The 25,344-nt window shown below is 72.2% G+C and carries 21 protein-coding genes, 1 tRNA gene and 1 pseudogene; 19 read left to right on the plus strand and 4 right to left on the minus strand.

The genetic code is table 11. The features are described from left to right. From K7C20_RS14960 to K7C20_RS14995, 8 genes are all read left to right on the plus strand, one after another. A complete protein-coding gene (locus K7C20_RS14960) occupies positions 1–1,602 on the plus strand; it encodes a prenyltransferase/squalene oxidase repeat-containing protein (protein ID WP_053210054.1) in 1,602 nt (533 codons plus the stop codon). Continuing rightward, positions 1,602–2,924 carry a cytochrome P450 gene (locus K7C20_RS14965; RefSeq protein ID WP_053210055.1) on the plus strand — a complete coding sequence of 441 codons (1,323 nt, stop codon included), beginning with the start codon at positions 1,602–1,604 and terminating at the stop codon, positions 2,922–2,924. The genes K7C20_RS14960 and K7C20_RS14965 overlap by 1 nt, the downstream gene beginning before the upstream one ends. Then, positions 2,921–3,847: a UbiA prenyltransferase family protein gene (locus tag K7C20_RS14970; RefSeq protein ID WP_030080417.1), complete on the plus strand. Its 927-nt coding sequence runs from the start codon at positions 2,921–2,923 to the stop codon at positions 3,845–3,847. The genes K7C20_RS14965 and K7C20_RS14970 overlap by 4 nt, the downstream gene beginning before the upstream one ends. Positions 3,848–3,911: 64 nt before the next feature. Further along, the gene (locus K7C20_RS14975; RefSeq protein WP_053210056.1) at positions 3,912–4,766 is read left to right on the plus strand and encodes a MaoC/PaaZ C-terminal domain-containing protein; all 855 of its coding nucleotides are present in this window, start codon (positions 3,912–3,914) and stop codon (positions 4,764–4,766) included. A gap of 123 nt (positions 4,767–4,889) precedes the next feature. Further along, positions 4,890–5,960 (plus strand): amidohydrolase family protein, encoded by a 1,071-nt coding sequence (locus K7C20_RS14980; RefSeq protein WP_030080421.1) that lies wholly within the window; start codon positions 4,890–4,892, stop codon positions 5,958–5,960. Positions 5,961–5,988: 28 nt separating this feature from the next. Continuing rightward, on the plus strand, positions 5,989–7,557 hold the full coding sequence (locus tag K7C20_RS14985) for an AMP-binding protein (RefSeq protein WP_053210057.1): 1,569 nt from the start codon (positions 5,989–5,991) through the stop codon (positions 7,555–7,557). Between the two features lies 1 nt (position 7,558). Next, on the plus strand, positions 7,559–8,716 hold the full coding sequence (locus K7C20_RS14990; protein WP_030080423.1) for a thiolase family protein: 1,158 nt from the start codon (positions 7,559–7,561) through the stop codon (positions 8,714–8,716). Beyond that, complete coding sequence (locus K7C20_RS14995; RefSeq protein ID WP_030080425.1) at positions 8,716–9,117, plus strand: Zn-ribbon domain-containing OB-fold protein; 402 nt, start codon at positions 8,716–8,718, stop codon at positions 9,115–9,117. The genes K7C20_RS14990 and K7C20_RS14995 overlap by 1 nt, the downstream gene beginning before the upstream one ends. Positions 9,118–9,163: 46 nt before the next feature. Here K7C20_RS14995 and K7C20_RS15000 read toward each other — a convergent pair whose 3' ends face one another. Both K7C20_RS15000 and K7C20_RS15005 read right to left on the minus strand, forming a co-directional pair. Next, positions 9,164–9,874, minus strand: a complete 711-nt coding sequence (locus tag K7C20_RS15000) for a hypothetical protein (protein ID WP_048829320.1) — start codon at positions 9,872–9,874, stop codon at positions 9,164–9,166. Beyond that, on the minus strand, positions 9,871–11,175 hold the full coding sequence (locus K7C20_RS15005; RefSeq protein ID WP_030080429.1) for a phenylacetate--CoA ligase family protein: 1,305 nt from the start codon (positions 11,173–11,175) through the stop codon (positions 9,871–9,873). The genes K7C20_RS15000 and K7C20_RS15005 overlap by 4 nt, the downstream gene beginning before the upstream one ends. Before the next feature lie 77 nt (positions 11,176–11,252). Between K7C20_RS15005 and K7C20_RS15010 the strand changes: the two genes are divergently transcribed. The 10 genes from K7C20_RS15010 (at position 11,253) to K7C20_RS15055 (ending at position 21,258) form a co-directional block, all read left to right on the plus strand. Further along, on the plus strand, positions 11,253–11,816 hold the full coding sequence (locus K7C20_RS15010) for a nuclear transport factor 2 family protein (protein WP_245171655.1): 564 nt from the start codon (positions 11,253–11,255) through the stop codon (positions 11,814–11,816). Further along, positions 11,813–12,577: an SDR family NAD(P)-dependent oxidoreductase gene (locus K7C20_RS15015; RefSeq protein ID WP_030080433.1), complete on the plus strand. Its 765-nt coding sequence runs from the start codon at positions 11,813–11,815 to the stop codon at positions 12,575–12,577. The genes K7C20_RS15010 and K7C20_RS15015 overlap by 4 nt, the downstream gene beginning before the upstream one ends. Before the next feature lie 194 nt (positions 12,578–12,771). Then, positions 12,772–13,416 carry a lysophospholipid acyltransferase family protein gene (locus K7C20_RS15020; protein WP_048829321.1) on the plus strand — a complete coding sequence of 215 codons (645 nt, stop codon included), beginning with the start codon at positions 12,772–12,774 and terminating at the stop codon, positions 13,414–13,416. 18 nt (positions 13,417–13,434) lie between these two features. Continuing rightward, positions 13,435–14,334: a sterol desaturase family protein gene (locus tag K7C20_RS15025; protein ID WP_030080436.1), complete on the plus strand. Its 900-nt coding sequence runs from the start codon at positions 13,435–13,437 to the stop codon at positions 14,332–14,334. A 15-nt stretch (positions 14,335–14,349) separates the two neighbouring features. Further along, positions 14,350–15,369, plus strand: a complete 1,020-nt coding sequence (locus tag K7C20_RS15030) for an isocitrate lyase/phosphoenolpyruvate mutase family protein (RefSeq protein WP_063753924.1) — start codon at positions 14,350–14,352, stop codon at positions 15,367–15,369. After that, a complete protein-coding gene (gene aepY / locus K7C20_RS15035; RefSeq protein ID WP_063781303.1) occupies positions 15,366–16,502 on the plus strand; it encodes a phosphonopyruvate decarboxylase in 1,137 nt (378 codons plus the stop codon). Before K7C20_RS15030 ends, aepY begins: the two co-directional genes overlap by 4 nt. Then, entirely contained in the window at positions 16,499–17,644 is a 1,146-nt protein-coding gene (locus tag K7C20_RS15040) for a pyridoxal-phosphate-dependent aminotransferase family protein (protein ID WP_245171658.1), read from the plus strand. Before aepY ends, K7C20_RS15040 begins: the two co-directional genes overlap by 4 nt. Then, positions 17,641–19,914, plus strand: a complete 2,274-nt coding sequence (locus K7C20_RS15045) for an FAD/NAD(P)-binding protein (protein WP_048829323.1) — start codon at positions 17,641–17,643, stop codon at positions 19,912–19,914. Before K7C20_RS15040 ends, K7C20_RS15045 begins: the two co-directional genes overlap by 4 nt. Continuing rightward, positions 19,902–20,480, plus strand: a complete 579-nt coding sequence (locus K7C20_RS15050) for a hypothetical protein (RefSeq protein WP_053210058.1) — start codon at positions 19,902–19,904, stop codon at positions 20,478–20,480. Before K7C20_RS15045 ends, K7C20_RS15050 begins: the two co-directional genes overlap by 13 nt. 16 nt (positions 20,481–20,496) lie before the next feature. Then, complete coding sequence (locus K7C20_RS15055) at positions 20,497–21,258, plus strand: SDR family NAD(P)-dependent oxidoreductase (protein WP_048829325.1); 762 nt, start codon at positions 20,497–20,499, stop codon at positions 21,256–21,258. A gap of 6 nt (positions 21,259–21,264) precedes the next feature. Here K7C20_RS15055 and K7C20_RS15060 read toward each other — a convergent pair whose 3' ends face one another. Together K7C20_RS15060 and K7C20_RS15065 are read right to left on the minus strand one after the other, a co-directional pair. After that, positions 21,265–22,653 carry a glycoside hydrolase family 1 protein gene (locus K7C20_RS15060; protein ID WP_078953480.1) on the minus strand — a complete coding sequence of 463 codons (1,389 nt, stop codon included), beginning with the start codon at positions 22,651–22,653 and terminating at the stop codon, positions 21,265–21,267. 1,436 nt (positions 22,654–24,089) lie between these two features. After that, positions 24,090–24,171 (minus strand) — tRNA-Leu (locus K7C20_RS15065). Between the two features lie 441 nt (positions 24,172–24,612). On the opposite strand from K7C20_RS15065, the pseudogene K7C20_RS15070 reads away from it, so the two are divergent. Then, positions 24,613–25,336 (plus strand): annotated as a pseudogene (locus K7C20_RS15070) (ABC transporter ATP-binding protein). Positions 25,337–25,344: the final 8 nt, after the last annotated feature.

Below are 25,344 nucleotides of genomic sequence, written 5' to 3' on the forward strand. Positions count from 1 at the left end.
GTGCTCGAAGTTCCCGCTCAGCCCACGCCCGCCCCCCGCGAGGCCGAGGCGGCCGCGCTGCTCGCGGCGACCGTCGCAGACCCGTGGGGCCTGGTCGCTCCGTCGGTGTACGACACCGCCCGGCTGGTCTCCCTCGCCCCGTGGCTCGACGGCCACCGGGAGCGTCTCGGCTATCTGGTCGAGGAGCAGAACCAGGACGGCAGTTGGGGTGCTCCCGACGGGTACGGTCTGGTGCCCACGCTCAGTGCGGTGGAGGCGCTGCTGACCGAACTCGCCCGGACGGATTCCGGCGCGCCGCACCCGCCCCACGACGACCTCGCGGCGGCCTGCGCCGGCGGTCTGGGCGCCCTCCGGGACGGTCTGCTCACCGGTCCGGTGCCCGACACCATCGGCGTCGAGTTCGTCGCGCCGTCCCTGCTCGCGGACATCAACACCCGGCTGGCCGCGCTGACCGAGCAGGCGCCCGGCAAGCTCGGGGCGTGGTCCGGCACCACCCTGACGTCACCGGCGCCCGACCTGGACGGTGCGCTGCTGGCCGGCGTCCGGGAGATGACCGAGCAGGCGCCGCTGCCGGAGAAGCTGTGGCACACCCTGGAGGCCGTCACCCGCGACGGCACCCGCGGCGCCCGGCCGCACGAGGGCGCACCGCCGCACAACGGCTCGGTCGGCTGCTCCCCCGCCGCCACCGCCGCCTGGCTGGGCGGCTCGCCCGATCCGGCCGCGCCGGGCGTCGCCTACCTCCGTGACGTCCAGGCGCGGTTCGGCGGGCCGGTGCCCTCCATCACCCCGATCGTCTACTTCGAGCAGGCGTGGGTCCTCAACTCGCTGGCCGCCTCCGGCCTGCGCTACGAGGCCCCGGCCGCGCTCCTCGACAGCCTCGAAGCGGGTCTCACGGACGAGGGCATAGCCGCCGCCCCCGGTCTGCCGAGCGACTCCGACGACACCGCCGCCGTCCTCTTCGCCCTGGCGCAGCACGGCAGGACGCACCGCCCCGACAGCCTGATGCACTTCCGCCGGGACGGCTACTTCTCCTGCTTCGGCGTCGAGCGCACCCCTTCCACCAGCACCAACGCACACATCCTGGAGGCCCTCGGCCATCACGTCGCGGTGCGCCCCGACGACGCCGGACGCTATGGCGCGGAGATCCGGATGATCAGCGACTGGCTGCTGGACAACCAGCTGCCCGACGGCAGCTGGATGGACAAGTGGCACGCCTCGCCGTACTACGCCACGGCCTGCTGTGCGCTGGCGCTCGCCGAGTTCGGCGGCCCGTCCGCACGGGCCGCGGTCGACCGGGCCGCCGCGTGGGCGCTGGGGACCCAGCGCGCCGACGGCTCCTGGGGACGCTGGCAGGGCACCACGGAGGAGACCGCGTACATGGTGCAGCTCCTGATGCGTACCCGTACCCCCGCCGGCCCCGCGACCGTCGTCCGGTCGGCGGCCCGCGGCTGCGACGCGCTGCTGGCCCACGACGACCCGGCCTCCTACCCCGGGCTCTGGCACGACAAGGACATCTACGCGCCGGTGACCGTCATCCGGGCGGCGCGGCTCGCGGCCCTGGCACTCGGCGGCGCCGGGTCCGCCGCTTCCGGAGGTGCTTGATGACCACCCGCCCCACGAACGGTTCGCGCGGCAACAAGTACCGCTTCGCCTTCCGCACCCTCTCCTTCCTGGACGCCCACAAGGACGACCGCTCCGGTGTGGCCGAACTCAGCGGGCCGCCCGGCCGGGCCCTGCTGGTGTGGAAGCCGGAGATCATCAGCCAGGTCTTCCGCGGCGACCGGAACATGACGCTGGAGGGCTCCGACACGCTCGGCCCGCTGGTCGGTGACACCTCGCTGCTGTTCGCCAACGGGCCGCGGCACGCCGCGTACCGCCAGGTGATCGGCCCGCGGCTGCGCGGCCGCCCGCTGCGCGGCTACGAGGAGCTGATCGCCGAGGCCACCCGGGCGGCGATCGACGAACTGCGGCCGGGCACCGTCTTCCAGGTGCCCGACTGGACCCGCAGGCTCACCCTTCAGATCGTCAGCCAGATCATCCTCGGCCCGGTGGACCACGGTCTGCTGCACCGCTTCACCTCCTGGATCGAGGGGGTGCTGGGCTCGCGCGGCCGCACCCTCGCCTACCGCTATCTGCGGCTGCCGCACGCCCTGCCGTCTCCCTGGCGCACCTTCGTGCGGCAGCGCGAGAGCCTGGACAAGGAGCTGCTGTGCCCGGTGAGCGGCAAGAGCGGCGGCGGTGCGGGTTCCGGTGCGCCGGAGCCGTCGCCGGCCACCCTCGCCGAGGTGCTGCGCAGCGGTGAGGAGCCGCTCGGCCCGCTGGGCGACGGCGAACTGCGCGACCAGATCGTCTCGTTGCTCTTCGCGGGCCACGAGACGACCGCCTCGGCCATCTCCTGGGCGCTGTTCTGGCTCGCGGAGCACGACGAGGTGCGCCGCGACATCCTCGACGAGCTGAAGGCCACCTCCTCCAGCGGTGCGGCGGCGGAGGACGTACCGCTCCTGGACGCGGCCTGCCGGGAGGTGCTGCGGATCTCGCCGCCCGCCGTGGTGGCCGGCAACCGCGTGCTCAACGAGGACCAGGAGATCGACGGGGTGGTGCACGACGCGGGCACCCGGCTGACGCCGTGCATCTATCTGGCGCACCAGCAGCCGGATCTCTACCCCCAGCCGGAGCGCTTCGACCCGCACCGCTTCCTGGGCAAGCGCAAGTCCGCCCAGGAGTACCTGCCGTTCGGCGGCGGCACCCGCCGCTGTCTCGGTGCCGACCTCGCGATGCTGGAGATGCGGATGGTGGTGGCGGCGGTGCTGCGCCGGCGAGAACTGAAGTGCGTCAATCCGGAGACCGGGGTACCGCAGCTGCGCGGTCCGGCGATGGGTCCGAGCGAAGACCTGAGAATGACGGTGACCGAGTGTCCAGCATGACGTCGGAACTGCCCGCCGCACGCGGCGAAGGGCTGCGGAGCCTCGTCCGCATCCACCGGCTGGAATATCCCTTTCCGGTCATCTATCTCTGTCATGTCCTGTGGGGCGCCTGCCTCGCGGCGACGGGTCCGGGCAGCCTGGCCGCCGCGCCCGTCCTGATCATGCTGTTCGCCAATATCGTCGCGATCATCTCCCAGAACCCGCTCAACGCCGGTCTGGACATCCGGGCGGACACCCACACCAGCGGCAAGGAGAGCATCGCCCGCGCCACCCAGCACCTCAGTGTCCGCACCGCGTTCACCTGCGCGGCCCTGGAGATGGCGCTCGCCCTCGGACTGTCGGTCTGGGTCGCGCTCTGGCTCGGCCGGCCGCTCGTCGCGGTGGGTGTGGCGCTGTCGATCGTGCTCCACCTCGCCTACAACCTGGAGCCGGTCCGGCTGAAGCGGCGCGGCTACGCCAACCCCGCCTACTTCGGGGCGACCTTCGCCTTCCTGCCGTCGCTGTCGACGTATGCGGCGGTGCGGGCGGACGTACCGCTCAGCGCGTGGCTGTTCCTCACCGGGCTCGGCATCCTGCTGTTCGGCCGCTCCCTGTGGTGGTGCATCCCGGATCTGATCGGTGACGCCAAGGCCGGGGACCGTACGCCCGCCGTACAGCACGGCCCGCGCCATGCGCTGGTGGTGGCGTGCGCGTGGACCGCGCTCGGGCTGCTGTTCATCGGCGCCGGGCTGTGGCCGTACGGCGTCCTCTGGGCGCTGCTCGGCATCCTGGCGAGCGCCGCCTTCCTCGTGGACAAGATCAAGCTGCTGCGGCACATCTCGCGGGAGAACCTCCCGCACGAGTCCACGATGCGCAAGCACAGCCTCTCGCTGGCGATGGGCGGGGACCTCCTGCTCTGCGCCATCCCGCTGCTCGCGCTCTGACCGCCCGCCGGCCCCGCGCGCACCGACCGCCGGCCGTCCTCATCCACCGGCAGAAGGCCTTCTCATGCCTCTCGATGTCCCGGCCGTCCTCGCGGCCCCGCCCACCGTCACCGACCTCACCTGGGACCACCGCGACGTCCTCCTCTACCACCTGGCGATCGGCGCGGGACGGCCCGCCACCGACCCCGGCGAGCTGCGCTACACGCTGGAGAGCGCGCTCCAGGTGCTGCCCTCCTTCGCGACCGTGGCGGGCGGCGGGCAGGCCGCGGGCGGCGGCTTCGCCCTGCCCGGCATCGACGTGGACCCCGCGGCGATGCTGCACGGCGCGCAGCGCCTCACGCTCCACCGTCCGCTGCCGGTACCCGGGAAGGCCGTCCAGACCACCCGGGTGACGGAGGTGCTGGACCGGGGCCGGGCCGCGGTGGTGGTGCTGCGCTCCGACGTCGCGGACGCGGACGGGCCGTTGTGGACCGCCGAGGGGGACGCCCATCTGCGCGGGGAGGGCGGCTTCGGCGGCGGTCCCGGCCCTGACCGGCGGCGGCCCGCCCCGGACCGGGCACCGGACCGCGTGCTGCACCTGGCCACCCGCGAGGACCAGGCGCTGCTCTACCGGCTGTGCGGCGACTTCAACCCGCTGCACGCGGATCCGGCGGTGGCCGCGGCGGCGGGCTTCGACCGGCCGATCCTGCACGGCCTGTGCACCTACGGCATGGTCCTCAAGGCCGTGGTGGACGCGCACCTCGGCGGCGAGGTCACCCGCGTCGCCGCGTACGGCACCCGGTTCGCCGGCGTCCTCCACCCGGGCGAGACCGTGTGCGTCCGCACCTGGCAGGACGCGGGGGAGATCCGCGCCCTGGCCACCGCCGCCGACCGCGCGGACGCGCCCGTCCTGGCCGACACCTGTCTCACCGTGCGCTGACACCCGCCGCCCGGCGACCGTGCGCTGACACCCGCCGCCCGGCGGCCGCGCCGGACACCGCGCGTCTGCCCCGATCCGCCCGCCGTCCCGGGCCCACCGAACAGATCACGTCTGGAGAATCCCATGGAAAAGCTCTGGCTCAACTCCGCCGACTCCCACGTCCTGGAACCCGACGACCTCTGGGAGCGCACCCTGCCCGCGGCGCTGCGCGACCGGGCGCCGCGCTGCGTGCGCGACAACGGCCGCGAGACGGTCTACGTCGACGGCCAGGTCGTGCGGCGCGACCCGCTCGACTTCGCCGACGCCATGCGCCCGCCCGGTGCGCTGGACCACCACATCCGGCTCAAGGACCTCGACGACCAGGGCATCTGGGGCGAGGTGGTCTTCCCCTCCCGGGGCCTGTGGACCGCCGTGATGACCGACCCGGTGCTGGCCCATGAGTGCATCAAGGTCTACAACGACTGGCTGAAGTCGGACTTCCTCTCCCTGTCGCCGCGGCTGGTCGGCGCCGCGATGGTGTCCATGCTGGACACCGACGACGCGGTCGCCGAACTGCGGCGGGCCGCGGACCTGGGCTACCAGACGGTCTTCCTCGCCGCGACTCCCCCGCCGGGCCGGGAGTTCAACATGGACGTGTGGGAGCCCCTGTGGGCCGCCGCCGAAGAGGCGGGCATGACGGTGAGCATCCACATCGGCACCGGTGCCGACACCGTGGTCGCGCGGGGCCCCGGCGGTGCGGTCATCAACTACGTGGAGACCCTGTTCCCCGCGCAGCGGGCCGTGGCACAGCTGGTCGCCTCGGGAGCGCTCGACCGCCATCCGGGGCTGCGCGTCCTCATCGCCGAGGCGGGCTGCGCCTGGGTGCCCGCCCTCGCCGACCGGATGGACGAGGCCTACCGCCAGCACGGCATGTTCGTACGGCCCAAGCTCTCGATGCTCCCCGGCGAGCTGGTGCGCCGCCAGGTGTACGCGTCCTTCCAGCACGACGAGACGGCGATCGGCGCGGTCACGGCGATGAACTACACCAACGTGCTGTGGGGCAGCGACTACCCGCACCTGGAGGGCACCTTCCCGCGCACCCAGGAAGTGGTGACCGAGCTGTTCGCCGGGGTGGACCCCGGGGTCCGCGACCTGATCACGCGGCGCAACTTCACCGATCTGTTCACCGTGCCCGCCCTGCCGGCCACGGTCTGACCGGGTCCCCGACCGCCTAGGAGCCACCTTGCAGCACACGACCATCGGCGACGTCCTGCGCGAACACCGCCGGTCGCATCCGGGGCGTACCGCCCTGGTCGACGGCCCTGTCCGGCTCACCTGGCCCGAGCTGGACGACCGGGTCAACCGGCTGGCCGGCTCCCTGGCGGCTTCGGGGATCGGCCGCGGCGACCGGATCATGTGGCTGGGACAGAACTCGTTCCGGGTCTACGAACTGATCGCCGCGGCCGGCAAGCTCGGCGCGATGGTGTGCGTCGGCTACTGGCGCTGGGCGCCGCCGGAAATGGAGTTCGCCCTGCGCGACTTCGACCCGCACCTCGTGGTCTGGCAGCACCAGGAGATCCACGAGACCGTCGCCCGGACCCGGGAGGCGCTGGGGGCCGACGACACCGCACGGTGGCTGCGCCATGACAGCGCGCCGGAGGACCCCGACGGGTACGAGGCCTTTCTCGCCGCGGGCGGGCTCGCGGACCCGGACCTGGACATCGATCCCGATTCCCCCGTCCTGGTCCTGTACACCGCCGCGATGAGCGGGCGGCAGTGCGGTTCGCTGCTCTCCCACACCAATCTGATCGCGATGGCCACCGCGGCGGCCTGGCTGGGCGATATCGACCACACCACGGCGTTCCTCAACTCCGGCCCCATGTTCCACATCGGCAACTACCAGTTCTGGGGGATGCCGACGCTGCTGATGGCCGGCAAGAACGTCATCGTGCGGCGGGTGGTGGCCGAGGAGGTGCGGGACCTGCTCGTCGCCGAGGAGTGCACCCACGCGTTCCTGATGCCGCCCACGGTCGCGGAGATCGTCCGGCTCAACCGCGGTACGGGGCACGACCTCTCCCGGCTGCGGGCGACCGTGGCGCCCCATCTGTGGGAGGGCATGGCCACGACCGACACCAGCCGGTTCACCCGCAGCGGCGGTGCGGCCGGGCGCGGCTACGGCCAGACGGAGCTGTCCGGCTTCTCGGTCACGGCCGCGTACGGAGGACCGGCCGCCGGCAACGCGGGGCGGCCCGGCCCCGGTCTGACGGTCCGCATTCTCGACACCGGGGGCCGGGAGTGCGCGGTGGGCGAGGCCGGTGAGATCTGTGCCCGCGGCACCGTCGTCCACCGGGGCTACTGGAACCGGGACGAGGTCAACGCACACCGCTTCCGCTCCGGGTGGTGGCACACCACCGATCTCGGCCGGCGCGAGCCGGACGGCTCGATCACCTTCCTCGGCACCACGACGCGGATGCTCAAGTCGGCGGCGGAGAACATCTTCCCGGCCGAGGTGGAGAACTGCATCGAGCAGCACCCCGCGGTCCGTGAGGCGGCCGTCATCGGCGTGCCGAACACCCGCTGGGCGCAGGACGTCAAGGCGATCGTGGTCCTGGAGCCGGACGCCGGGGTGAGCGAACAGGAGATCATCGATCACTGCCGGCCGCGGATCGCCTCGTACAAGAAGCCCAAGTCGGTGGCGTTCGCCGCGGCGCTGCCCCGGACCGTGTCGGGCGCACGGGACTACGACGCGCTCGACAAGGAGTACGGCGGGGGCGGCTACCCGGGCTCGGCGACGCTCGGCCCCGGGCGCTGAGATGAGTGACCGGCAGCCCGTGATCGTGGGCATTCACGCGACCGAACAGGCGCTGTTTCTCCCCCACCGCAGCGCGATGGACCTGGCGTTGGAGGCGGCGCGGGAGGCGGTGGCCGACGCGGGCCTGCGTCCCGCGGACGTGGACGGTGTGCAGCTGGACTGGCCGGGGCCGGGGGGTGCGCCGGACGACGGTGCGTCCTGGGCCCGGCTGTTCGGCGGCCGGCTGCACTGGACGAGCGACTCGTTCATGGACAACGCCGGGGTCCGCGGGCTGCTGAAGGCGGCCGCCGCGGTGCGCGCCGGGTACGCCGACACCATCGTGGTGGGCGGCTGCAAGCTGGTCTCCCGGGGCACGGACCGCGCACCGGTCGGGGCCGGCCGGCCGCTGGAGTTCACCGATGTGTGGGGCGCGTACGTGGTGGCCCAGTTCGCCCTGGTCGCCTCCCGCCACATGTATGAATTCGGCACCACCGAGGCGCAGTTGGCGCAGGTCGCGGCCACCCTGCGGAACAACGGCAGCACCAACCCCGAAGCGATGATGTACGGCCGCGGCCCGTACACCGCCGAGGACGTCCTGGCCTCGCGGATGATCTGCAGCCCGCTGCACCTCCTGGACTGCTGCATCGTCGGCGAGGGCGGCGCCGCCTTCGTGGTCACCACGGCCGAGCGGGCCCGCGATCTCCCGCGGCTGCCGGTCGCGGTGCTCGCCGGATCGATGGAGTACCACCATGCGGCGTATGTGAACCCGGCGCTGGGCCGTGAGGTCGGGCGGATCGGCGCCGCGTCCGCCGCCCGCTGCTACGCACGGGCCGGGCTCACCGCACACGACATCGACGTCTTCTCCCTCTACGACCCGAACTCCTTCGAGGTGATCCGGCAGCTGGAGGTGCTGGGGCTGTGCGAGGAGGGCGAGGGCGGTCCGCTCGCGGCCGACGGCGCGATCGTCCCGGACGGCAGGCATCCGGTCAACCCCGACGGCGGCTGTCTGTCCTACGCCTGGAACGGCACCCAGCAGATGACCCTGCGGGTCGTGGAGGCCGTACGGCAGCTGCGCGGCAGCGCCGTGCACCAGATCCCGGGCGCCGGACTGGCGCTGGTCGCCAACGCGGGCTCCGGCGCGCAGCACTACGAAATGTGCCTGCTGGGAAGGAGCCGCTGATGGCCCGCCCCGTTCCCGTACCGACGGAGCTGACCCGGCCCTTCTGGGCGGCCGCGCGGCACGGCCGGCTGGTCGTCCCGGCCTGCTCCCCCTGCGGCCGCCGCTTCTTCGCTCCCGAACCGGTCTGCCCCGTGTGCTGGTCGGACGACTGGACCTGGGAGCCCAGCACGGGCCGCGGCACGGTGTACACGGTGACCGTGGTGCACCGTGCCCCCGGGCCGGGCTTCGAGGTGCCCTTCGCCCTGGCCGCCGTCGATCTGGAGGACGGCGGCACGCTGCTCAGCCATGTCGTCGACGTGCCCGTCGAGCAGGTGCGGATCGGTATGCCGGTCCGGGTCAGTTTCCGGCCCGTCAGCGACGAGATCAGCCTGCCGTACTTCGTGCCGGACGGCACCCGCTGACCGCCGCTGCCGCGCCCCGGCCCGTACCGGGGCGCGGCAGCCCCGGTCAGCTCAGCAGCACCCGGGGGTCGTCGCTGCCGCAGCCGCACCGTCCGCCCAGCACCACGCCCTCGATGCCCAGCCCGGTCTCCGCCACGCCACGGCCCCCGCCGCCGGAGCGCGCGGAGAGGTGGATCCGGCCCCGGCGTTCCGCCACCCACCACCGCACCGAGTCGATATGGGCCCCGGGGGACTCGGGACACTGCACGGCCAGCGCGGGACCCATGGGCGTCAGCACGCCCGCGGCGACCCCGCCTGCGGCCAGCTGCCGGACGGCGGCGGGCCGCGCCAGGAGCACCGGGACGTCGCCGAAGAGGTCGGCCGCCTTGCGGCACTTGGTCTGTTCCGCCACGATCTCGCCGGACAGCCCCAGCATCGCGTAGAGCTCCAGCTCCTCGTGGAAGACCAGCGACCGGCGCCAGTCCCAGGCCATCGCCTCGGCTATCGCATAGGTGCAGCCGATCGCCTTCAGCGCGTTGATCACCGGCAGGAACCAGGCGCCCTCGTGGCCCGAGGTCGAGAGCAGGACCTGCTTGCCCCGCCCCATCCCCCATGCCGTGAAGCGCTTCTGCAGCCACATGGTGTCCCGGGCGATGTCGGACCAGGTGACCTTGAACTCCTCGCCGGCGCCGTCGGCGGCGGTGAACCGGGCCACGTAGGCGACTTCGGGCCGGCCCAGGGACTTGGCGCGTGCCAGGGATTCCGTTCGTACCATCATGACCTCACCACTCGTGTCAGCTTGCCCACGCCGCTGGAACCCGCCAGCAGCTCGTGCTCCGTACGCAGTTCCAGCACCGGCGTCACCCCGGTGCGCGCGCGAATCGCCGTGCGCAGCCGCTCCGCCAGATCCGGGGGCGGCGCGCCGGCTCCGGCGGTCTCATAGCCGACCCGGACCGTGAGCGCGCTCAGTTCACGCTGCGGCCGGACCATCTGGAACACCCCGCCGGCGCACTCCGGCTGGTCCTCGACCGCGAGTCCGATGTCGCGCAGCATGACCGGCACCCCGCCGACCAGGGTCTCGTCGCCGCACCGGCCCCGCAGCCACATCCGGCCGTGGGTGCGCCCGCAGTCGCACGGCTTCCGGCTCAGCCGGACGAGGTCGTCGCTGCGGTAGCGGATCAGCGGCGCCGTGGGGTTGTCGAGGTCGGTGGCGACCAGCTCGCCGAGTTCCCCCTCGGGGACCTCGGCGAGGCGCTGCGGTTCGAGGCACTCGGCGAAGACGGTGTCCTCCCACAGGTGGAAGCCGTCGTGCCGGTCGCACTCCCACGCCATCCCGGTGTCGGCGGCGCTGGTGTACTCGAACAGCTCGATGCCCCAGTCCTGTCGGACCATCTCCCGCATCCGGCGGCTCATGGGCGCCCCGGCGAAGGCGGCGGCCTTCAGGGAGGAGAACGCCTCGCGCAGATCGAGCCGGTCCGCGAGCCGGGTCAGCTCGACGACCTGGGCGTAGGTGAGCTGCAAGAAGGCGGGCCGGTAGCGCCGGGCCGCCTCGACGACCCCGGCCATCTGCCCGGGTCCCGACTCAACGCAGACGACGGTGGTGCCCAGCGCGTGGAAGACGTAGTCGAGCAGATTGCGTATGGTGCCGGGCTGGCTCAACACCCGGTCGCCGGGCCGCAGCCCCAGCCCCCACAGGTCGCGCAGCATCGCGGCCGGCAGCGGCGGGCACTGGTCCCACTGTTCGGCGAAGAACGTCGGCCGGCCGGTGGTGCCGGAGCTGGAGGAGACCGAGGTCAGCTCCGAGACGTCCGTGCAGAGCAGCCCGCCGAAGGGGTCGCCGGTGCGGTCCTGGTACGCGCGGACCATGTCCTTGGTGATCGTCGGGATGCGCCGGCGGAAGTCCTCCAACGAGCGGACATCGCGCGGGTGGACACCGTGTCCGCTCCACAACTCCCGGTAGAACGCGGAGCGTTCGAAGACGTACGGGACGAGTTCGAGGATGCGCGCTTCCTGCCGGGCCAGCAGCCGCTCCCTGGGCAGGGTCTCTGCCTCCGGATCGAAGAACTCTCTGTCGGGCATGGCTCTCCCTTACCTTCAGGTACCTAACCCGCTATATTAGTTAACTAATATAGTCCTTTGAGGGTGGTGGTGGGAGGGTGGACGCAGTGACCGGCCCGGAGACCGAGCGGCGTCTGGCACGGGTGGAAGCGCACCTGGCGATCCAGCAGCTCGCGTTCCGCTACGCGCTCGCCGTCGACGCACGCGACCTGGACGCATGGGTGGGGTGCTTCCACCCCGACGTGGACATGGGGCGGGCCGGCCGCGGCCGCGAGGTGCTGCGCGGCCACATCGCACCGATGCTGCGCACCTTCCACCGGTCGGTGCACCACATCACCGGCCACCGCATCGAGTGGCAGGGGGCGCAGCGGGCGACCGGGACGGTCTACTGCCGCGCCGAGCACGAGGTGGACGACCGCTGGATCGTCATGGCGATCTGCTACTTCGACGACTACGCGTGCGTGGACGGTGAATGGCTCTTCACCCGGCGCCGTGAACGGCACTGGTACGCCGCCGATGTGACGGACCGCCCGCAGGCCGTCGGCTTTGCTGACTGGCCGCCCGCGGGACGCCCCGCCCTCCCGCACTCCTTCCCCACCTGGCAGACCTTCTGGGGCGACGACGCCCCCGTACCGCACGCGAAAGGGCACACCACTCCATGACTTCCCACCAGCGTCTGGCCGGGACGACGGCTCTGGTCACCGGCGGCGGCCAGGGCATCGGCCGGGGCATCGCCCTGGCGCTGGCCGCCGACGGCGCCGACGTCGTCGTCACGGGGCGCACCGAGAAAACGCTGCGGGCCGTGGTCGCCGAGATCGAGGAGCGCGGGACCGCCGGGCACGCCGTCGTCGGCGACGTGGGGCAGCGCGACGATGTCGACCGCATGGTCGAGGAGACCGCCCGGACCTTCGGGGGGCTGGACATCCTCGTCAACAACGCCCAGTCGGTCGTCCAGCGGCCGCTGGCGGAAACCAGCTACGAGGACCTCGAACTCTCCTACCGCAGCGGCCCGTTGGGCACCTTCCACGCGATGCGGGCGGCCCTGCCGTACTTGAAGCGGCGCGGCGGCAGCATCGTCAACCTCGCCTCCTCGGCGGCGCTCATCGGCCAGGAGGGCTTCGCCTCCTACGCGATGGCGAAGGAGGCGATCCGCGGGCTCACCCGGGTCGCCGCCCGGGAGTGGGGCCCGTACGGCATCCGGGTCAACGCGATCTGCCCGGTCTCGCTCAGCCCCGGCGCGGCCGCGTACTTCGAGGCGCACCCCGAGAAGCACGCCGAGGTGCTGTCGGAGATTCCGCTCGGCCGGCTCGGGGACGCCGAGCAGGACATCGGCCGGGCCGTGGTGGCGCTGGCCGACGACGGGATGCGCTACCTCACCGGCGCCACCCTCGTCCTCGAAGGCGGTCGCACGATCGTGCACTGAGGCGCCGGCCCCGGGCGGGAATTCCGCACGAGACGTCGCCCGGGAACGCGCCCCGGACCGCAACCGAGCATCCCCTCCCCCAGAACCTTTCCCGGTACCCACCGCGTACCGGCGTCGGCAACCCCGCACGTTCCTTTGCAGATTGGAGGCGGACGGTGTTTTTCAGAGCGCTCAGAGTCGTCCTTGCGACGCTGATGCGGATCGTCTTCCGGCCGCATATCGACGGCACCGACAACATTCCCACCACAGGCCCCTGCATCATCGCGGCGAATCACCTGTCGTTCTCCGACCATGTCTTCATCGCGCTGGCCGTCAAGCGTCCCGTCGTCTTCATCGGGAAGGCCGAGCGGCTCACCGGGAAAGGCGTCAAAGGCCGGCTCGCCGCCTGCTTCTTCCGGGCCATCGGGCTGGTTCCGGTCGAGCGCGACGGCGGTCGCGGCGGCGTGGCCGCGCTCCAGCTCGCCGAGCGCGTACTGGGCGAGGGGAAGATCTTCGGTATTCATCCGGAAGGCACCCGCACCCATGACGGCCGCCTCTACCGCGGCCGCACCGGAGTCGGCTATCTGGCGCTGCTCACCGGGGCGCCGGTGATTCCGTGCGGGCTGATCGGCACCGAAAAGGTCCAGCCGCCCGGGACGCTGATGTTCCGCCCTTACCGGTTCCGGCTGCGCTTCGGCGCCCCCATGGATTTCTCGGAGCACCAGGGGCGGTCCGGCGAGGCACGTCTGCGCCGTCAGGTGGCCGACCAGGTCATGCACGAGATCGCGGTGCTCTCCGGTCAGGAGTACGTCGACATGTACGCCACCAAGGCGAAGGCACTCGCCACCGTCAGCGAATAAGGGTTCCTGGAGAAATACGTGCTGTCACAGATCCTCGACCGTCTCAGAGATCCGATCGTCTTCGCCCTCCCCGCCGTCGGCCTGCTGGTCGCCATCGAAATGCTGGCCCTGCGCTTCGGCGACGACCAGGACGCCAAGGGCTTCGCCCGCGACACCCGGGCCAGCGTGCTGACCGGGCTGGGCGCGCTGGTGGTGTCCACCCTGCTGCGCGCCGCCGCGCTCGGGCTCTACGCGGTGGTCTATACGTACCTCGCCCCGTTCCATCTGCCGGCCGACGCCAGGTGGACCTGGGTGGTGCTCTTCTTCGGCGTCGAATTCCTGCTGTACTGGTATCACCGTTCGGCCCATATGATCCGCATCATCTGGGCCGGTCACCAAGTCCACCACTCCAGCGAGTACTTCAATACCTCGACCGCGCTGCGGCGCAAGTGGGCGCAGTGGTTCGAAAAGCTGGTCTGGCTGCCGCTGCCGCTGCTGGGTGTGCCGCCGGTACTGGTCTTCACCATGCACTCCTTCCACCTGATCTACGGTCTGTTCGCCCACACCGAAAAGGTCGGAAAGCTGCCGCGCCCGCTGGAATTCATCTTTGTGACGCCGTCGCACCACCGTGTCCACCACGGCACCGAACCGGAGTATCTCGACAAGAACTTCGGCAGCATTCTCATCATCTGGGACCGGATGTTCGGCACCTTCCAGCCGGAGGGCCGACGCCCCACCTACGGGCTGACGAAGCAGATCAACACCTACAGCATCTGGAAGATCCAGGTGCATGAATTCGCCACCATGGCCCGGGAGGTACGCGGCGCCGGCACCTGGCGGCACCGCATGGGTTATCTCTTCGGCCGGCCGGGCTGGCGCCCGGAATCCGAAAAGCAGCAGGACACTTCGCCGGCACTTCCGGCACACGCACAGAGCTGAGCAGAGGGGAATTCCGTGGACCACCTCCACAGCACACACCGCGAGCCCTCGGCCCGGCCCGCCCCGCGTCATGGCGCGGCACAACTGCGCGCCCTTTTCGACGCCCCCGGCACCGTGCGCATCGCCGGCGCCCACAACCCGCTGGGCGCCCGCCTGGCGGAGCGCGCGGGGTTCGACGGCATCTGGTCGAGCGGCCTGGAGATCTCGGCGTCCCAGGGCCTGCCCGACGCGGACATCCTGACCATGACCGAACTCCTGGGCGTCGCCGGGTCGATGGCGTCCGCGGTCGGCGTGCCCGTGGTCGCCGACTGCGACGCCGGGTACGGCAACGCCAACAATGTCATGCACATGGTCCGACGCTACGAAGCCGCCGGTATCGCCGCCGTCACCATCGAGGACAAGCGCTTCCCCAAGGTCAACAGCTTCATACCGGGCCGTCAGGAGCTGGCGTCCGTACCGGAGTTCTGCGGCCGGATCGAAGCCGCCAAGGACGCCCAGCGCGACCCCGACTTCATGGTGATCGCCCGGATCGAGGCCCTGATCGCCGGCTGGGACCTGGACGAGGCGCTCCGCCGGGGCGAGGCCTACGCCGCGGCCGGCGCCGACGCGGTCCTCATCCACGCCAAGTCCGGCTCCCCGCAGCCGGTGCTGGACTTCCTCCAGCGGTGGCACCTCCCCCAGCCGGTGGTCGTGGTGCCCACCACGTACCACACGATCTCGGCCGGTGAACTGGGCGCGGCCGGCGCCAAGATGGTCGTCTACGCCAACCACGGGCTGCGGGCCGGGATCCAGGCCGTCAGCCAGACCTTCGAGACGATCCTCAAGGACGGCCGTACCACCGCGATCGAGGACCACATCGCCCCGCTGAAGACCGTCTTCGACCTCCAGGGCATGGACGAGTTCAAGGAGAACGAGAAGCGGTTCGTCCGCGGCGCCGCGCCGGAGGCGCCCCCGGCCCCCGCCCCCGAGCGCGCCGACGAGCCGGCGGAGCACGCACGCCCGGTACCGGTGCTGACCGGAGGGGACGCCCCGTGACCGCCGCGCCCGCCGTACCCCGCACACTCGATCCGGCCGTGGTCGTCCGCACGTTCCGCGAGGCGGGCCTGGGCCCCTTCAGCGGCGTGCCCTGCTCGTTCCTCGGACCGGTGATCAGCGCTCTCCAGCAGGAACACCCGGCGGACTACCTCACCACCGCCAACGAGGGCGAGGCAGTGGCCATCGCCGCCGGCGCCCGGCTGGCCGGCCGGCTGCCCGTCGTCATCCTCCAGAACTCCGGCCTGGGCAACGCGGTCAACCCGCTCACCTCGCTGTGCCACACCCTGCGGATCCCCGTCCTGCTGCTGATCACCTGGCGCGGCCGCCCCGGCTCCCCCGACGAGCCGCAGCACGAGCTGATGGGACGGATCACGCCCGGTCTGCTCACCTCGATGGAGATCCGCCATGAGGTGCTGCCCGCAGAGCAGGCCGCCCTCGCGGAACGGCTCGGAGTCGCCGTGGACCATATGCGCAGCACCCGGCTGCCGTACGCGTTCGTGGTGCCCAAGGGCCTCGTGGCGCCGTACGAGGGGCCCGACGCCCGGCCCGCGCCGCGGCCGGAGCGGATGCTCCGCACCGAGGCGATCGCGGAGGTGATGCACGCCGTCGACGCCCGCACACCGGTGATCGCCACCACTGGCAAGACGGCCCGCGAGCTGGAGCGCGACTGGGACCGTCCGGAGAACCTGTACGTCGTCGGCTCGATGGGCTGCGCCTCCAGCGTGGCCCTCGGGGTCGCCCTGCACGCGGCGGCCCGGCAGGTCGTGGTGCTGGACGGCGACGGTGCGGCGCTGATGCGGATGGAGGCGCTGGCCACCATCGGCCGGGCCGGTCCGGCCGGTCTGGTGCATGTGCTGCTCGACAACGAGGCCTACGACTCGACCGGTACCCAGCCGACCGGGTCCGCCGCCACCGACTTCGCCGCCGTCGCCGCGGCCTGCGGCTACCGCTCGACGGCCGACGTGGACGACGCCGCGGGGCTGCGCGCCGCCCTCGCCGATGCCCGGCCGGGCGCCGCGGGACCCCGGCTGATCAGGGTCCGTATCGCGCCCGGCTCCGATCCGCGGCTGGGCCGTCCCGCGGTGGGTCCCCCCGTGTCCGCCGCCCGCTTCCAGGAGGCGATCGCCCCGTGACCACCGACGAGCAGCCGCAGCGGCTGGTGCTGATGAACCCGGGCCCGGTCGTCACCGACGACCGTGTCAGGTCCGCGCTCTCGGGGCCCGACATGTGCCATCGCGAGCGGGACTTCGCCACGCTGATGACCCGCGTACGGTCCAAGGTCACCCGGATCGCGGGCGGCGGCGCGGACCATACCGCCGTGGTCCTGACCGGTTCGGGGACCTCCGCGGTGGAGGCCGCGATCGTCTCGGCGGTCCCCGCGCACGGCGGCCTGCTGGTCCTGGACAACGGCCATTACGGGCACCGGCTGCACGAGATCGCCACGCCGTATGGCATCCGGTCCCGGCGGCTGGAGTCGGGCTGGGGCACCCCGCTCGGCCTCGGCGCGGTGGAGCGCGCGCTGCGGGACGATCCCCGTCTCACCCACGTGGGCGTGGTGCATCACGAGACCAGCACCGGGATGCTCAATGACGTCGCGGCCGTCGCGGCGCTCGCACACCGCCACGGCCGGGAGGTCGTGGCGGACGCGGTCAGCAGCATCGGCTGTGAGCCGCTCTCGCTGGAGCGGGACGGGATCGACTGGCTCGCGGGATCGGCCAACAAGTGCCTGGAGGGCGCGCCCGGCCTGTCCTTCGTGTGCGCGCGCAGGGACGCCTTCGTCGCGCTGGCCACCGGGCCCCGCCGCACCCACTACCTCGACCTCCACCGGCACTTCACGGCCCAGGAGAAAGCCGGGGCACCGGCGTTCACACCGGCCGTACCGGCCTTCCACGCCTTCGACATCGCCCTCGACCTGGCACTGGCGGAAGGCGTGGCGGGACGGCGGGCCCGCTACGACGCCCTGGCCGGCCGGCTGCGCGAGGGCCTGGTGCGGCTCGGCCTGCGACTGCTGCTGCCCGAGGGGCAACGGGCCGTGGGGCTGACCGCCGTCCGCCTTCCCGGCGGGGTCGGCTTCGACGCCCTGCACTCCGCGCTCAGGGCCGAGGGGTTCGTCATCTACGCCGCCCAGGAGCAGCTGGCCCAGGGCTTCTTCCGGCTGTCCACGATGGGACAGCTGACCGAGGACGACATCGAGCGCTTCCTCGCCACGCTCGCCGGTCTGCTGCCCCGGCTCACGGCGGCACCGTCCGCGGGCGCCACGGGAGCGGTCCGATGAACGGCCGCCCCGCACCCACCCCGCGGCGTGCGCCGTTCCGTCTGGCGGTCGTCGGGGGCGGCCCCCGCGCCACCTACGTCCTGGAGCGCCTCTCGGCGGACGCCGCGGGGCCGGGCCGGGCAGGCCGCCTGGAGGTGCGGGTCTACGAGCGGACCGGGGAGTTCGGCGCCGGCCAGGCCCACAGCCCCACCCAGCCCGCCACCAGCTTCCTCAACCGGATCGCCGGCCAGGTGAGCTTCGCCGCGGACGAGTCGATGCCCGGCGCCGGCCCGCTGCGGCCGCGGGACGGCCGCCCCACGCTGCACGAGTGGTGCCGGCGGCGGTTCGCCGAGACCGGTGAGCCGGACTTCGACCTCGGCCCCGAGGACTGGCCGAAGCGCTACGTCCACGGGCTCGCCCTCCAGGACAGCTTCACGGCCTACGTACGCGAACTGCGGTCCCACGGCGTGCCGGTGCACCTCTGCCCCGACGAGGTGGTGGACGTGGCCCGGCAGGACGCGGGCTTCGAGCTCCGTACGGCGGCCGGGGAGCGCCACCGCGCCGACCACGTCCTGCTCGTCACCGGGCACGGGCCGCACGACCCCGAGCGGTCCCCGGCCGGCCGCCGGCGCGCCGCGTTCGCCCGGCGCACCCGCTCCACGTACCTCCCGTCCGCCTACCCCCTCGCCACCGCGCTCTCCCCCGCGGTCACCGGGCCCGGCACGGTCGTGGGCTGTGCGGGGATGGGGCTGACGGCGATCGATGTCGTCCTGCACCTCACCGAGGGGCGGGGCGGCAGCTTCGTCCCCGACGCCCGGCACGGGCTGCGCTATGTCCCCAGCGGCCGGGAGCCGTCGTCCATCGTGGCCTTCAGCGACGCCGGGATGTTCACCTTCGCCCGTCCGCACCACGCGAAGGATCAGGGCGGCGAAGAAGGCGGCGAGCCCGGCGCCGGCATACGGGAGCACCAGGGCGTCTTCTTCACCCGCGAGGCCGTCGACCGGCTCCGCGCGCGCGTGGGGACGGCGCCCGCCGGGACGGCCCCCGCCGGGCCGGCACCCGCCCAGCTCGACTTCGACCGCGAGGTGCTGCCGCTGGTCGTCCTGGAGATGGCCCAGCTGCACTACGCCACGCTGTTCCGGCCCGCCGCGCGCTTCCTGGCAGAGCGTTCCGCCGCGGTCTGGCGTGCCTTCCTCGACGGCGCCGGTACCGCGGCGGGTCCGCCGGACGACCCCGAACGGCTGCTGGGCCCGCTGCGGGCCGCGGTGGACGAGATCGGCGCCGTGCTGGAGCGGGTCCTGGCCGGAAAAGAGGCACCGGCCACGGCCGGCGCCCGGGTGCGGGAGTGGCCGGTCGAGGCGACCCTCGCCCACTGGACGGGCGTCGTCTTCGGCGACGACGCCCGGGAACGGCTGCGGGAAGCCGGGAACGACCCGGCCGCCCTCCAGCGCGGCGCCGCGGCCTGGCGCTCCCCCTGGCGGCTCGACGAGAGCCCGACCGGAAACCGCTTCAGCTGGCACCGCACCGTCGCTCCGGTCCCGCGGTCCGCGTATGCCACGCCCGGCCAGTACCGGGCGGCCCTGCTCCGGGCCATGGCCACCGACCGCGTCTGGGCGCGGCAGGGCAACACCGACAACCCCCACAAGGCGGCGGCCGACGGCGTCTGGCGCGATCTGCGGTCCGTCCTGTCCTACGCGGTCGACGACGCCGGGCTGACCGCGTCGTCGCACCGCGCCTTCCTCGCCCGGCACACCCGGCATCACAACCGGCTGGCGAACGGGGCCGCCGTCGAGGTGATGACCCGGATCGAGGCGCTCGCCCGGCACGGGCTGCTCGATCTGACGACAGGCCCGGGGGCGACCGTGGAAACGGACGACACCGAGGGGAGGTTCCGCGTCACGGGACCGGCGACGGGCGCGGTGCACCTGGTGGACACCCTGGTGGACGCCCGGATCCATCCCTTCGATCCACGGCTGGACTCGGCACCGCTGTTCCGCCGGCTCATGGAGCGCGGGCTGGTACGGCTGTGGCGCAACGAGTCCGCCGACGGCACGTCCTTCGAGCCGGGAGGTCTCGACCTGACCGCCGGGTTCCATCCGGTAGGGGCCGACGGCTCGGCCGAGCCCGGCCTCACGGTCCTGGGTCCGGCCGCGGAGGGCCGCCGGTCCTTCCTGCTCTCCGCCCTGCGGCCGGACCGCGACCACTACGTCATGCGCGATGTCATCAACTGGCTGAACGAACTCCGGGAAGCCCTGACTGATCACCATGAGGAGCGCGAATGCGGACGTTGACCTGTGACCCGGTGCTGCACTGCGACGACATCATGGTCGTCTTCGAGGGAAAGGACCGGCTGATCCTCCACCGGGGCGAGGGCGAGCAGTGGCGGGTCCGCGCCCTGTGGCCGGAGCCGGCCGACGTCCGGGCGCTGCACGCCCATCTCGGCGAGGGCCGCCCCCTCCTCGTCGTCCTGGACGGTGAGCCGCCCGTCGTCCCGCTGCTCCCCGAGGAGTGCGCCGGTGCGGCCTGGGGCCCGGACCTCGCGGGGGTCAGCACGGACGACGGGGAGCTGGTCGAGTTCCGCATCCCCCGCCTGGACTGGCTGCCGGCCGCACTCCGCAGCCGGGGACTGGACCACCTCCAGGAGTGCGAGCGGCTGCTCGCCCACTACCCGCATCCGCTGCTGCCGCCGCTGCTGGTCGCTGCGCCGCAGGACGACGCCGCGCACGTCCGTTTCGCCTACCGCACCGGCAGCGCCGCGATCTCCGCCTCACACATGGCCAAGGTCGCCTCCTACCTCTTCGGCGATCCGGAAAGGCCCGCCGGTGTCCCCTGCCCGCCCGTCCCCACCCACCGCTGAACAGAGGAGCGACACGATGACGGACACCACGCAGGACCCGACGGCGGGCACCACGGAGAGCGCCCGGACCGTCGCGGTCACCGGAAGCGGGCGCGGTCTCGGCCTGCTCATCGTCAAGGCGCTGCTCGACGGCGGGTCCCGGGTGCTCGCCAACTACCGCACGCCCACGGACGAACTGACGGCGCTGCACGAGAGCCACCCCGGCCGGCTGCATCTGTGCCAGGGCGATATCGGCGAGGAGTCCGCGGCCGAGGCGCTGGCCACCGCCGCGCGCGGGCTGGGCCGGCTGGACGCGGTGATCCACAATGCCGCCATCATCCGTGACCAGCCCCTGGTCACCATGCCCGTGGCCGACTGGGACGCGGTCCAGCGGGTCAATCTGCGGGGCAGCTTCCTGGTGACCAAGCACGCGCTACGGCTGATGATGCGTCAGCGGTACGGCCGCATGGTCTATGTCTCCTCCGGTTCCGCGGTCCTCGGCAATGCGGGCCAGGCCGCCTACGCGGCGAGCAAGGGAGGCCTGCTGGGCCTGTCCAACACCGTGGCGCAGGAGTACGCGCGCTACCGCATCAGCTCCGTCGTCCTGGCCCCCGGCCTGCTCGACACCGGTCAGGGTGCCGAGCTCGGCGAGGACCTGCGGACGCAGAAGGCCGGGCGGTCCCTGCTCGGTGCCGGCCGGGGAGAGGACATGGCCGCCACCGCCGCCTTCCTGGCCTCCGCGCAGGCGGACTACATCAACGCGACCCTGATCCGCGCCGATGGCGGCGTGGCCTACTGACGCCCCTCACGGGACCTGGACCCCTGGAGCGAGACCCTGCGCACTCGACCCGGCCTCGAACCGGCACACCCACTGCTGCGGAATCTCCGGCCTGACGTGGTCGGGGCCGCTGGCGCGCACGCCACCCGAGTACAGGCGCGCATAGCGCTGCTTCCAGTCGGCGTTGTCGAAGACGGACCAGTATTCGTAGCCCCGGACATCGACCCCGGACTCCATGATGCGCTGCAGCCAGGAGAGCTTGGCGGCCAGCAGGGAGCGGCGCCGGCCGTCATCGGGCCGGCCGCGGTCGTCGACGATTTCCTGGTCCTGGAGCCCGTGGTCGGTGACGTACAGGGCGGGCAGCAGGGCGCCGTAGAGCTCATGGAGGCCGGCCAGTCCGTCCGCCAGGGACTCCGGGAATATCGACCAGCCGTAGGAGGTCGTCTCCAGGTCCGGGAACGGCACCACCGCGAAGTCGAGCCGGGACAGCAGCCGGTTGAGATCCCGCAGGGCGTCGAAGGACGCCAACTGGTCGGACATGTCGGCGAGGTTCTCGGGCCCGGTGACACAGTGCGGGGCATGCCAGGAGACGCCCAGGAAGTCCTGCGGGGTCGCGATGATCTCCATGTCCCCCGGCCGGACACAGCCCAGATCCCCTATCGGGGAGTCACCGGTTTCCGTGGTGAGGTGTTCGCCGAAGAAGAGGGGGTCGAGGAAGAAGCGGTTTCCCCAGAACTCCATGCGTTCGGCGGCCTGTCGGTCCCAGGGGTCGTCCGCCGCGGGGTAGGCCGCCACCAGCGAGGTGGTCAGCCCTGCCGGACCCGTCGCACCCGAGGCGCGCAGTGCCCGCAGGGCCAGGCCGTGCCCCAGCAGAGCATGGTGAACGGCCGACAGCCCCTGCGGGCCCGCCCCCCGCTCCGTCGAGAACATCCCCGCCACCCGGTCGGCGAGCGTCGGAGCGGCGATGTCGCTGACGGTGACCCAGCGCGCGACGCGGTCACCGAAGCGCCGCCCCATCTCGCCCGCGTAGTCGGCGAACCGCTGGGCGGCGTCTCTGACCAGCCATCCGCCCGCCGCGTCCAGCCAGGCGGGCAGGTCCATGTGCACCAAGTTCACGCAGGGCTGCACGCCTTGGGCGAGCAGGGTGTCCAGGACACGGTCGCAGCGGTCGAGCGCCGCGCGGTCCCAGGTACCGGGGCCCTCGGGCTGGAGGGCCGACCAGCCGAGCGAGAGCCGCTGAGAGGTGGGCGTTGCCCCGGTCACCTGCCGGACGTCCGCCGCCCACCGTTCGAATCGCGGAGATCTCCGCACGGCCGTCTCAGGGTGGTCCAGGCCGGCCGCGCTCTGCTGAGTGGCGCCGCCCCATACAAGTCCGTCGAGTCCCGCGAGCTGACATCGATCGCGCGTATCCGTCATCTCTACCCCCGTTTACTTCCTTGGGCACGCCATCGACGTGCGCCAAAGGGATCCCGGGGACACCTGGCCGAAACCTCGACGCCGCGTCCGTGCGGCGCTGCTTTCTTCGCCCCCCGACGAGATCCCACCCTTGGGGATCATCGTCGCATCCAAGAAACACGTCAAGCGAGCGGCCCGAGTTGAGGCGAACCTGAGACGCGGAAAGTTGAATTCGAGACGATCTCGCGCGCGAAGATACCCGGCCGCCCCCGGATTGCTCGACCGAATTACCCGCGCAGTAATGAGACGATAAAGGGTTGTGCGGCTCCGCTTTTTTTATATGCAACGTTGTTCCAAAACCAGCGGGCCGCGGACGGACGAAGCCCCCTCGAAGACCGTGGACCCGCACCTCCCCCCGTCGCCGGCAGGCACGGACTGCGCAGCGATCACTGCTGAACGGCGGGCCGCGAGGCGCGAGCCGGGGGCCCGGCCGCCCCTCCGATCCGTCCGCTGAGCGGACAGCACGCAAAAATCACCGACCCGGCACCCCGGACTCCGCTTCAGCGGCCCGGATCACCGGTCCCCGGGCTCCGCCGCACACCGCAACATATTCTCCGCACCATCCGGCGAAATACTTCCGGCAACCGGAAAGTGCGCCGGCTCACCCCGGTCGGTACCGCCACGGCCCCGCGCATTCATGACGATTCCCGGTGCTTTCCTTTCGCGCCGCGGAACTCCCGAAAGCCCGCCGCGTTCACGAGGATTCCACCGCGCCGGCGGAAGGGACGCACCCCGGAAAACCGGAAAAGCCCCGTGCGCTCCGCCGAAGGTTCCGCCCCGCCGCAACCTGCTCCCGTACGCGGCCGCACTCGGGACCGGCCGCCCCTCCCGCCCCGAACCCGGCGCGAAGAAGACGAACGCACTCACGGACAACAGAACAAGCGCGACGCTTTCCCGCCCCCGGCGGGCGGATGGCGCCGGACGGAAGTGCGCGGCGCCGCACAAGCCGCCCACACCGGAGGAAGAAAAATCCAATATTCAAGTTACCTCGGGTATGCGTCACGGGTGCGTCCTTCGATGACCGTGCGCGGCATCCGCCGCGTCACGAAGGTGCCGAAGCAACTGCGTCCCGCCGAACATCTCTTCGGCGGCCCGTCGCCGACAACCGTCCGAAACTCCCGAAGCACGCTGCGACGCTGTCGACTTGACGGTCCCCCAACCGGCCGGGTGGCTTCACCCGCACTCCCCCGCAGACAGGCGAGGCGCTTCCCCGGAGTGCCGTCATCGCGGCACTTCACTTGGTAATCACTGATATTTCCGGCACGGCTTTTCCGCCCGTGGACACTCGCCCTACGCACCATCAAAGGCTCATGCGTTCGCGGCGTGTTCCCGCGGGCGGCATGAGCCTCGGCTCTATATGGTTGTTTGTTCAAGGTCTCAAAGCTGCGGCTGCGCAGTGCCCGGAGCCGGACTTGAACCGGCACGGCCCGTAGGCCAGCGAGGTTTAAGCTCGCCGTGTCTGCATTCCACCATCCGGGCCTGGGTTCCCCCATGCCACCTCAAAGAGGCAGCACGAGCGTAGCCCGCAGCGCACGACACAGATCGGCCGCTCTTCCCGAGGTTGTCTTATTTTATTGGCAACTGAGGGTGCATCAGTGACCGGTACAGGCCTTGGGCACATGCCTGAAGCCCCCCTTCGTCATGACGCGCCCGCGCGCAATTCCGTGCCCGAATTGACGGAAACTCGACGCCGTCTCAGCGCCCCCGTCACCCCCGCGGGCACGCCCGTCCGACTACTGCGGACGCGGCAGCGCTCTCAGGGGCCGTCTCCTCCCCAGGGATGACCACGCGCGGCACGGCTACCTCCCAGGTGTGGCCGAGGACGGGCACAGGGGTTGACGTCCACGCCCCCCGCGCTGGCCCACGATGGAAAGCGTCCCTTCCCTCCGCGGCAGCCGCCCTCGTGGCCCTCGCCGTCCGATGGTCCCCTCGTCCCGACAGGAGCCCCTTCCCGTGACCACCACCCACTCCGGCGTCGCCACCGCCACCCGCACCACCGCGGCGGCCGCCCGCGCCACGGACCTCACCAAGGTCTACGGACAGGGCGAGACCCAGGTGGTCGCCCTGGACTCGGTCTCCGTCGCCTTCCACCAGGCCCAGTTCACCGCGATCATGGGCCCCTCCGGGTCCGGCAAGTCGACGCTGATGCACTGCATTCAACCTCCTGCCGACGCTGAACGCCCTGGAGAACATCACCCTCCCCATGGACATCGCCGGCCGTAAGCCCGACCGCGCCTGGCTGGACCGCGTCGTGGAGACCGTCGGCCTGTCCGACCGCCTCAAGCACCGCCCCGCCCAGCTCTCCGGCGGCCAACAGCAGCGGGTCGCGGTCGCCCGCGCGCTGGCCTCCCGGCCCGAGATCATCTTCGCCGACGAGCCCACCGGAAACCTCGACTCGCGCTCCGGCGCCGAGGTCCTCGGCTTCCTCCGCAACTCCGTGCGCGAACTGGGCCAGACCGTGGTGATGGTGACCCACGACCCGGTCGCCGCCTCCTACGCGGACCGCGTGGTCTTCCTCGCCGACGGCCGGATCGTCGACGACGTGCCCGACCCGACCTCCGACATGGTGCTGGAGCGGATGCGGCACCTCTCCGGGGGTTCCGGCCGGCCCCCCGGCCCCGGCGCCAAGGTCCGTACGACCTGACCGGCAGC

The sequence above is a fragment of the Streptomyces decoyicus genome (genome assembly GCF_019880305.1).
Lineage (GTDB): Bacteria > Actinomycetota > Actinomycetes > Streptomycetales > Streptomycetaceae > Streptomyces > Streptomyces decoyicus.